Here is a 10,105-nt window from a genome sequence, read left to right on the forward strand (position 1 = left end):
TGGATGATCTGAGTTTCGGTGTCGATATCGAGCTCTTCGGAAACGGCTTTTTGTGTAGACTCGAAGGGTTGATGTACCGCAAGCAACAGACCGCGCGAGTTGGATATCAGGGTATAGCCCGCAATTCCGGTTTCCCGCTGGTAGGCTTTGGAAAACCCCCCGTCGATGACGATCAACCTGCCGTTGGCCTTGATCGGTCGTTCGCCCTTGGTCACTTTGACCGGCACATGGCCATTGATGATATGGCCGGCATCCGGATTCAGTCCGAATTCCGTCAGTATCTTGCGGGCGGTCGCTTCAGTATCACGAAGGGTGTAGTAGGGATTGCGCTTCTCGGTATGGGTGGCTTTGTCGGCAATGAAGCAGCGCTCGAAAGTGGCCATCTTCTCCTTGCCGAATAGAGGTGACTGAGGGGCGCACCACAGGAACCACATGACGTCCATGCCGTACTGCTTGCGCTCCAGATGATCGATATCGAAATAGCCCTGGCGCGCGAGGCGATCCACCCGATCGAGAAACTCCTTGCCGGCAAACGATTTCCCGTCGACGTTGAATGATTTGAATTCGCCGTCATCCTCCATGGCGATACATCCGTGATAAAGCAGGTTGCCGTCATGGATGAGGTAAAGGCTGCCTGTCGAGAAAAGGAACCTGACATGCTGCTGGAGCTTCTTGCTGTTGGCGAACGAAAGCTTCAGTTTCTCGATCACCATCTGTTCTTCGGCCGTCAGAACGTCAGGGTTCTTGGGGTCAATGGTCGGGAACAAGGTGTCAAGCAGCGGGTACTCAACGCCATTGAGCGTGATGACGCCGCGTTCATAGTCCACCATATCCAGAAGCAGGCGGTCCTGCATCTGGTATTGCCGGCGCCGCTTGATGATCTGGCTTTCAAGTTTGAACTGGATGATTGTCATGGCCTTCTGCATCTGCGACATCATCCGGATTTCCTGACTGGTAAACGAGTCGTCAGCGGAGACTTTGGGGATAAACAGTTCGCAAGGGTCGTCCTTGTAGGTTTCCAGGGCAAAGGAAGCCAGCGGCAGCAGACTGATCCCGTAGCCATTGTCAAGCGTCTCCATATTGCCGTAGCGAAGGCAAAAGCGGATGACGTTGGCGATGCAGGCTTCGCTGCCGGCGGCGGCGCCCATCCACAGGATGTCGTGATTCCCCCACTGGATGTCGACCTGGTGGTGATCCATCAGGTCGTCGAGTATGAGGTGTGCGCCAGGGCCCCGATCATAGATGTCGCCGATGATGTGCAGCCGTTCAACCGCCAGTCGTTGAATCAGTTCAGCCAGGCAGGTGATGAATGCCTGCGCACTGCCTGTCGAGACAATCGTGTCGATCTGGCTCTGGTAGTACGCCGCCTTGTGCTCGACACCCTCTTGGTCGTACAGAAGTTCCTCAATGGTTTCAGCAACATGCTTCGGCAGCAGGTTTCTAACCGTCTCGCGCCGATACTTTGCGCTGAGTCTGCGGCAGAATTTGACCAGACGAACCAGGGTCAGTCGACTCCACTCATCCTTGTCCGGAACCGACTGAAGCATCATCGGCGTTTTCAGCTCCGGGTAGTAGATGAGCGTTGCTATATTCCGGCGCTCGGACTTCGACATGGTGTTGCCGAACATTTCGTCGATCTTGCGACAGATTGACCCGGCGCCATTGCGGATGACGTGCTGGAACGATTCATACTCTCCATGGATGTCGGAAAGAAAATGTTCGGTGCCCTTTGGAAGCTGCAACTGGGCTGTGAGGTTGATGATCGCCGTCGACGCAGCCTGTATTGATGGATACTTCTCCGACAGCAGATTCAGGTATTTCAGTGAGGAGGTTTGCATGGTTTACTCGTCAAGGCTCAAGCGTTAACGCCGGCACGTACTTGGTTTATTGCTCCGGCGCAAAGACTTCGAGTATCGCCTGATGGCCACGTCGCGTCAATTTTCGCGATGCCGCGGAAGCAAGGCTGTGACGAACTGCCCAGGGAACCGATCGCGTCGGAAAAGGTTCCAATCGACCGTATAGCCCAGCTGCGTCAGTGGAAGAGCATTTCAGGCATGAACGATAAGGGCTAGAATCTCCCCCCTGCGAACGGATGCAGAACAAGAACTGACCCCTGCGCAAAGGAAGCATCCCGACCGATGGCCAACCGGAAAAATGAATGAAGACCCAAGATGCATCAGGCAACTGACCTGAGCAAACCGCAGCAGGCTGCGCTGGCACTAGCGGCGCTGGGTGTTGTTTACGGCGACATCGGCACCAGCCCGCTGTACACGATGAAGGAGGTATTTGCCGGCAATCACCCGATCCCGCTGACGCCCGACAACATACTTGGAATCCTGTCGCTCATTCTCTGGTCGCTGATTGTCATTGTCTCGATCAAGTACGTGGTATTCATCATGCGGGCCGACAATCGTGGCGAAGGCGGCATCATGGCGCTCATCGCCCTGGCTTTGCACAATGCCAGAGGCAACCCGAGACGGATGCGGATCATCACGGTGGTGGGGCTGCTCGGTGCCGGTATGTTCTATGGTGACGGCATGGTGACTCCCGCGATATCCGTGCTCTCCGCACTGGAGGGCCTGCAAGTGGCTGCGCCGGCCTTCAGCCACGTTGTCATCCCGGCGACGCTGCTTGTACTCTTTGGCCTGTTCTACTTTCAGCGGCGAGGAACAGCCGCGGTCGGCGTCATGTTCGGCCCGGTCATGCTGCTCTGGTTCGCGACCCTGGGCGTGCTTGGTATCTACAATATCGCAGCTAATCCCGGGGTGTTCCGGGCACTCAGTCCGGCGTATGGCCTGGGATTCCTGATCGAGAATCGCTCCCTTGCCATCGTCGCGATGGGCGCCGTGGTGCTGTCGGTAACCGGGGCAGAGGCGCTCTATGCCGACATGGGACACTTCGGGAGCAGACCGATTCGACAGGCGTGGTTTGGTTTTGTGCTGCCGTCGCTGATCTTGAACTACTTCGGGCAAGGCGCCTTGCTGCTTGCGAAACCGGCGGCGCTCGATAACCCTTTCTACCGCCTTGCGCCGCAATGGATGCTCTACCCGCTCGTAGGCCTGGCGACAGTGGCGACGGTGATCGCTTCGCAAGCCGTCATTTCGGGCGCTTTTTCGATCTCGCGACAAGCCATGCAGCTCGGCTTCCTGCCCCGCATGGAAGTCAAATTCACGTCCGAAAAGGCTCAGGGTCAGGTTTATCTGCCGGGGGTCAATTGGGGCCTTTTTCTTGCCGTGGTCATTCTGGTTCTCGGATTTCAATCGACCAATAACCTGGCAGCCGCCTACGGTATTGCGGTAACTGGCGACATGGTCATCACGTCGGTTCTGGCGACAATCATCGCCGCGAAGAATTGGGGATGGGGATGGGGACGGGCGGTTGCGCTTTTTTCCGTTTTCCTGGCGCTGGAACTGCTTTTCCTGTTTGCCAACGTCCTGAAGATTCCGGATGGCGGGTGGTTCCCGCTGGCTGCCGGCGCCTTGGTCTTTCTGGTAATGATCACCTGGAAGCGTGGCGGCCAGTTGTTGACCGAGCGCACAAGCGGCGCGGCGATCGAACTTGATAGCTTTATCGATGCCCTGCTGGTGTCAATGCCTGCACGCGTGGCTGGCAACGCGGTATTCATGACATCGAGCAATGAGCGTGTGCCAAATGCCATGTTGCACAATCTGATGCACAACAAGGTATTGCACGAACGGGTGTTGGTTGTCTCGGTGAAGGTCTTTGACGAACCCTATGTACCAGAAATCGACCGCGTCAGGATCTGCAAGATGAAGGGCGATTTTTACAAGGTGACCGTGCAGTATGGATTCAAGGACGAACCCGACATCCCGCAGGCACTGTCGCTGTGCGCTGACCAAGGCCTGGACATCGACATGATGGAGACCTCTTTCTTTCTCGGCCGCGCAACGCTGATCCCTCGCGTGGGGTCGGGGATGGCGCTGTGGCGCGAGAAGCTTTTTATTTTTCTGTTCCGCAATGCCGCGAGCGCGACAGGTTTTTACAAAATACCCAGCAACCGGGTCGTCGAACTCGGCACGCAGGTCGTGCTGTAAAGAGAGCGGTGACTGGAGATTGGCTCTCCATTTCACCACTCATCTTTTCAATCAGTCCATTGCCTCATACAAGGGCAAGGTCAGAAACTCCGGATATTCCGGTGTCAGGCTCATCTTGTCGAAGATGACTGCGGCTTGGTCATAGGTGGCGGTGTCTTCGCCCTGTGCGACGACTGTCGCTTTGACCTTCGGCAGCTCTTCGTCGATCATCTGCCGCACCATTTCAACGGTCACCTTGCGGCCGTCGTCGAGGATTCCCTTCGGTGAAACCACCCATTGCCAGACCTGCGAGCGGGCAATTTCGGCCGTCGCGGCATCTTCCATCAGGTTGTGGATCGGCACGCAGCCGTTGCCGGCGAGCCAGCTACCCAAGGTAATGGATGCCGACGTTGATGTTGTTGCGCACGCCGGCTTCGGTGATCGGCTGCTCGGGCTGGAAGTTGAGAAAATCCTTGGCCGTGAAGTTTTCCGTGCGCTGCTTTTCCCACTGGTTCGGGCGGTCGCCGAGCACCTTCTGGAACTCTTCGGCAGCAATCGACACCAGGCCCGGATGCGCCACCCAGCCGCCATCAAAACCGTCGTTGGCGTCACGCGTCTTGTCATGGCGGATACCGGCCAGCGCTTTTTCATTCGCCACCGGATCGTTCTTGATCGGGATCAGCGCGCTCATGCCACCCATCGCTGGCGCGCCGCGCTTGTGGCAAATCTTGACGAGCTGTAGCGCGTAGGAGCGCATGAACGGCACTTCCATGGTGATCGCACCTCGATTGGCCAGGCAGAAGTCTTTGTTCTTCTTAAATTTCTTGATGCAACTGAAAATGTAGTCCCAGCGACCCGCGTTGAGGCCGGACGAATGCTCACGCAACTCGTAGAGGATTTCTTCCATCTCGAAGGTGGCAAGGACAGTTTCAACCAGCACGGTAGCCTTGATGGTGCCCTGCGGCAGGCCGATATGGTCCTGCGCCATGACAAAAATGTCGTTCCACAGGCGCGCTTCGAGGTGCGACTCCATCTTCGGGAGATAGAAGAACGGCCCGGCGCCGCGCGCGATCTGCTCCTTGGCGTTGTGGAACAAGACAAGGGCGAAATCGAAGATGCCGCCGGAAACACGTTGGCCATCGACAGTCACGTGCTTCTCGTCAAGATGCCAGCCACGCGGACGAATCTGCAGGGTGGCAATCTTGTCGTCGAGCTTGTATTCCTTGCCGACTTCGTTCTTGAACGAGAGTTCGCGGCGGATGGCCTTGTAGATGTTGACCTGGCCCTGAATCTGGTTCTCCCACTTCGGGCTGTTCGAATCTTCGAAATCGGTCATGTAGGAATCAGCGCCGGAGTTATAGGCGTTGATGATCATCTTGGCTTCAACCGGGCCGGTGATTTCGGTGCGACGGCGCTCCAGCGCTTTCGGCAAGGGAGCGATTTTCCACTCGCCATTGCGGATATGAGCCGTTTCGGGCAGGAAGTCGGGCATTTCACCCGCGTCGATGCGCGCCTGGCGATCGGCACGAGCCTTCAGCAACTCCAGTCGACGGCTATTGAACGCTCGATGCAGCTTGGCTACAAGCGCCAGTGCGTCCGCGGTAAGAATGGTTTCGTATCCGGGATTGATCGGCCCAGTGACTTGTATTCCAGCTGGCAGGTTGAGGCTCATACGATTACTCCTGTGAATTAAGTTTTAGTCGCTACAGTACAATTCTATTCGATGCCACGTTGAATTATAAGAGCAATTGGAATCAAAGTATCTTTTACTTTTTGTATACAATAGGCCCTATGGATCAGATCAAGCAAATCGAGGCTTTCGTAAATTCGGCAACGCGCGGCAGCCTCTCGGCCGCTGCGAAGGTCGAGGGGATTACACCTGCGGTGATTGGCCGCCGGCTTGATGCGCTGGAATCGCGCCTCGGCGTAAAGCTGCTGCTGCGCACAACCCGCAGGCTGACGCTGACGTTCGAGGGGCAAGCTTTTCTTGAGGATTGCCAGCGAATTCTCAACGAACTGGCCAATGCCGAAACGGCGGTCTCGCTTGGGGGAATGCGCGCCAGCGGCCACCTCAAGGTCTCGGCACCATCCGGTTTCGGTCGGCGCCACGTGGCACCCCAGGTTGAGGAATTCATGCAGGGCAACCCCGGCGTCACGGTGACGCTCGATTTGACGGACCGCTTGGTGGATTTGTTGAATGAAGGCATCGATTGCGCCGTGCGTATCGGTGAAATGGCGGATTCAAGCCTAGTCAGCAGCAAGCTGGGCGAGATGCGCAGAGTTGTCGTGGCCAGTCCGCGCTATCTTGAACACCACGGGTCGCCGCTGCAGCCCGCTGACCTCGCCGCGCACAACTGCCTCTCTCTCGGCCAGCAACGCGGCTGGACGTTGCGCGCAACTCCGGGTGGCGAAATTCGGCTGATGAAAGTGGCAGGCAGCTTCGAATGCAACGACGGCGCAGTGCTGCACGAATGGGCGCTCGCCGGCAAAGGGCTGGCCTGGCGCTCGATGTGGGAGGTCGGTAGCGACTTGAGCAGCGGACGTCTGGTTTCGCTGCTTGACGAATATTCGGCTCCACCGGTGGGCATTTATGCCGTTTTCCCGCAACGTCGGCATTTGCCACTGCGGGTTCGACTGTTTCTGGATCAACTGAAAAGTTCCTTTAGCGATGCCAGCTACTGGAATCATTCAGGCAAGGCATGAGCATCCGCAGGTCGTTGACGGGTTTGCGAAAAACGCCGTGCTAAACTTTTCGCTGCTCAATCTCACATCAAGGCGGCATGCAGCTCACCCTACTCATCCCGGAACTCATCTGGCCGGAACCCGATGACCGCGACGCCTTTGATGACCTTGACTGCCCGGCGCTGAATCTCCTGCTCGCTCGCAGCAGAATGACACGACGCCCGCCGCAATCGCTGGAGGCTACACTGACTGACGCTTTCGGCCATGCTGAAGGCGCGCCGTATGCAGCCTTCCGACTGCTCGGCGAAACCGATGATGGGCAGGCACCGCTCCTGGGCGGCGATGCTTGGTGGCTGTGCAGCGACCCGGTGCATCTGCGCTTCCATCAGGAAAGCCTGATTCTTGCCGACAGCGGAAGCTTCGACATTGCGCTGGAAGAAGCCCAAAGCCTCACCGACGAACTGAACCGCCATTTTTCGGTGCTTGGGCGCTTCCATGTAGCAACCGCCGACCGCTGGTATCTGCAGCTTGATAAGCACGCCGGTCTGGATCATTTTGACGCGCCGCCGCTTTCGGCTGTCGCAGGTCGCAGCGTCGAACGGCTTCTGACGGCTTCATCACACGCACAAAACCTCAGACAACTGCTCGTGGACGCGCAAATGCTGCTGCACGCGCACGCAACCAACCGGAAGCGTGAAGACGAAGGTCGGATGCCGATCAACAGCCTGTGGCTATGGGGTGCCGGAACGCTCCCTCCGCGCATCGAATCGCGCTTTGACGGCGTGTGGAGCAGCAACCCGCTCGCGCTCGGACTTGCACGCGCCGCCGGCGTGCCGACGCATCCGGTACCTGCCGATGCGAACGCTCTCTTTGCCCACGCTGCACGCGACACCCGCCATCTCGTTGTACTCGAAGATCTGCTGACAGCCGTGCACTACGAGAATGGCGAGGCCTATCGCATCGCGCTCGCCGGCCAGAATGGATTGGAAAAGCGCTGGTTCGCGCCGCTTCGCAAGGCGCTGGTCAACGGACGGATCACGGATTTGCGTATCGAAGCCTCGACCGCCTACGCGGCACTGGACTGGCAATGCAGGCGCAGCGACCAGTTGAAGCTGTGGCGCCGCCCGCAGCCTTTGGGCGAGCTGGCAAAACACCTGGCGAAGGACACGGCATGACGCAATTGAAAACACGCACGGTTCAACCGCGCATTCAATGGCAGCTTGAGCAGCAGGGTTTGCCTCCGCTGCTTGCCCGTATCTACGCCGGGCGCGGCATTCAGACACGCAGCGAACTAGACTACGACCTGAAGCACCTGCTCCCGCCCAGCCTGATGACCAACGCCGCGCAGGCGGCGATCCTGCTCGCCGACGCCATCGAGGCGCAAGCCAGAATTCTCATCGTTGCCGACTACGACTGTGACGGCGCAACCGCCTGCGCCGTCGGCATCCGCGCCCTGCGCGCCATGAGCGGCAACCAGAGCAACGATCCGGGCGCCGTGATCGACTATCTGGTGCCCAATCGCTTTACCTACGGTTACGGCCTGACTCCGGAAATCGTTGATCTGGCCGCAACGCGCGCCCCCGATCTCATCGTGACGGTGGACAATGGCATCGCCAGCATCGAAGGCGTGGCGCGAGCGAATGAACTGGGAATCGCCACGCTGATCACCGATCACCACCTGCCAACGGACGAATTGCCGGCGGCGGACTGCATCGTCAATCCGAATCAGCCCGGTTGCGACTTTCCGAGCAAGAGCATTGCCGGGGTCGGCGTGATGTTCTACGTAATGCTGGCGCTACGCGCCGAATTGCGCGCGCGCGGCTGGTTTGCCGAGAGTGGCGGGCGCAGGGAACCGAATCTCGCAGCGCTGCTCGATCTGGTGGCTCTCGGCACCGTGGCCGACGTCGTGAGACTCGACCGCAACAACCGCATCCTCGTCAACCAGGGCTTGCGCCGCATGCGCGGCGGCAAGCTGACGCCGGGTCTGCGTGCCATCTTCCGCGCCGCCGGACGCGATCCCTCGAAAGCCACGAGTCTCGATCTTGGCTTCATCGTCGGCCCGCGGCTGAATGCTGCAGGGCGGCTCGCCGATATGTCGCTGGGCATCGAGAGCCTGATTACCGACGACGAAGCACGTGCGCTGAACATTGCGCAGGAACTCGACGCACTTAACCGCGAACGCAAGGAAATCGAATCCGGCATGCAGGATCAGGCGTCGATCCACCTCGAGTCGATTGAAACCAGCAATGGCCCGGGCATCGCGCTTTTCGACCCCGAATGGCACCAGGGCGTGGTCGGCATCCTCGCCTCGCGCATCAAGGATAAGCAGCACCGTCCGGTGTTCGTTTTCGCACGCGGCGAGACTGGCAAGAACGGAACGGAACTCAAAGGCTCCGGCCGCTCGATCCCCGGCCTGCACCTGAGAGATGCGCTCGATCTTGTCTCCAAACGTGCTCCCGGCCTTTTATTGCGCTTTGGCGGGCACGCCATGGCCGCTGGCGCGACGATCATGGAGGCGGATTTTGCGCGTTTTCGCGAACTGTTCGCACAAATCGCCGGCGAACTGTTGTCACAGCCAGACCTCACGCGAACGCTTGAAACCGACGGGCCGCTCGAGTCCGCGCATTTTTCGCTCGCCGCGGCACGCCTGCTGGAGAATGAGGTTTGGGGACAAGGATTCCCTGCGCCGCTGTTCGAGGATGAATTCGTCGTCGAAAGTCAGCGCATCCTCAAGGAGAAGCATCTCAAGCTGCGCCTGCGCAAGGGCGAGCAGCGGCTCGAGGCGATCCAGTTCAATTTCACCGAGGCCCCCGGCAGCACCATCAATGCCGCGTACCGGCTCGCCGTCAATGAGTACCAGGGCGTACAGACACCGCAGTTGATGATTGAATACATCGAGACGGTCAGAAAGTAGGTAACAGCGAACCTCGCCGTTCGGCCCAAAGCAAATTCAGAAGCACACCGGATGCGGCGGGTTATGCCGTCCCCGGCAGACAATCACCCATGGCTGCCGCAATGCCGCGTAGCGCCTCCAATCCGCCACAAGCGATCGACACCCCTTCGGCCGAACCCAGCTCAGGTTCCGTCGGGTTGATCCGGATCAACCGCCGGCACACTGATTCGCTCGTCATGCGAACGGTCGGAATGTTGGCGCCGGCGCCGATTTCGATAACCAGCAAGCGCTCGACCTTGTTCAACCAAGCATTCAGACGCCGGCTTTGCATTGCATTTCGCCGGTCCACCCAGCCCCAGTCGCCGAACATCAGAATGTTTGGCCTGGCGATTCCATGGCAATTCGGGCATTCGGGAAAATCCGAGGTCAGCAGACAGTGTTCTTCATCGACCACCGGATGCCAACCATCGGCTGGCCAGATCTCGTTGGTGCAAGC

At 58.6% G+C, this 10,105-nt stretch carries 8 protein-coding genes; 4 read left to right on the forward strand and 4 right to left on the reverse strand.

Annotated features, from left to right (window positions below; all coding sequences use genetic code 11):
* Positions 1-1,838: fructose-1,6-bisphosphatase (locus tag PROAA_RS01215; protein WP_186409567.1), on the reverse strand; the 1,838-nt coding region annotated here is incomplete at its 3' end.
* A 333-nt stretch (positions 1,839-2,171) separates the two neighbouring features.
* Here PROAA_RS01215 and PROAA_RS01220 point away from each other — a divergent pair.
* Complete coding sequence (locus PROAA_RS01220) at positions 2,172-4,055, forward strand: potassium transporter Kup (RefSeq protein ID WP_186409568.1); 1,884 nt, start codon at positions 2,172-2,174, stop codon at positions 4,053-4,055.
* 51 nt (positions 4,056-4,106) lie between these two features.
* On the opposite strand, the gene PROAA_RS19230 is transcribed toward PROAA_RS01220, so the two are convergent.
* Together PROAA_RS19230 and aceB are read right to left on the reverse strand one after the other, a co-directional pair.
* On the reverse strand, positions 4,107-4,427 hold the full coding sequence (locus tag PROAA_RS19230) for a hypothetical protein (RefSeq protein ID WP_281182210.1): 321 nt from the start codon (positions 4,425-4,427) through the stop codon (positions 4,107-4,109).
* Positions 4,420-5,706 carry a malate synthase A gene (aceB, locus tag PROAA_RS01225; protein ID WP_281182211.1) on the reverse strand — a complete coding sequence of 429 codons (1,287 nt, stop codon included), beginning with the start codon at positions 5,704-5,706 and terminating at the stop codon, positions 4,420-4,422. Before aceB ends, PROAA_RS19230 begins: the two co-directional genes overlap by 8 nt.
* A gap of 119 nt (positions 5,707-5,825) precedes the next feature.
* Between aceB and PROAA_RS01230 the strand changes: the two genes are divergently transcribed.
* The 3 genes from PROAA_RS01230 (at position 5,826) to recJ (ending at position 9,630) form a co-directional block, all read left to right on the forward strand.
* Entirely contained in the window at positions 5,826-6,737 is a 912-nt protein-coding gene (locus PROAA_RS01230) for a LysR family transcriptional regulator (protein WP_186409569.1), read from the forward strand.
* 77 nt (positions 6,738-6,814) lie between these two features.
* Complete coding sequence (locus PROAA_RS01235) at positions 6,815-7,891, forward strand: hypothetical protein (RefSeq protein WP_186409570.1); 1,077 nt, start codon at positions 6,815-6,817, stop codon at positions 7,889-7,891.
* Positions 7,888-9,630, forward strand: coding sequence for a single-stranded-DNA-specific exonuclease RecJ (gene recJ / locus PROAA_RS01240; RefSeq protein WP_186409571.1), 1,743 nt, complete (start codon positions 7,888-7,890; stop codon positions 9,628-9,630). Before PROAA_RS01235 ends, recJ begins: the two co-directional genes overlap by 4 nt.
* Positions 9,631-9,691: 61 nt before the next feature.
* Here the strand turns inward: recJ and PROAA_RS01245 are convergent.
* The coding region (locus tag PROAA_RS01245; RefSeq protein ID WP_483771103.1) for an SIR2 family NAD-dependent protein deacylase at positions 9,692-10,105 on the reverse strand (414 nt) is incomplete at its 5' end.

It is taken from the genome of Candidatus Propionivibrio aalborgensis (assembly GCF_900089945.1).
In the GTDB taxonomy this organism is placed as follows: Bacteria; Pseudomonadota; Gammaproteobacteria; order Burkholderiales; family Rhodocyclaceae; genus Propionivibrio; species Propionivibrio aalborgensis.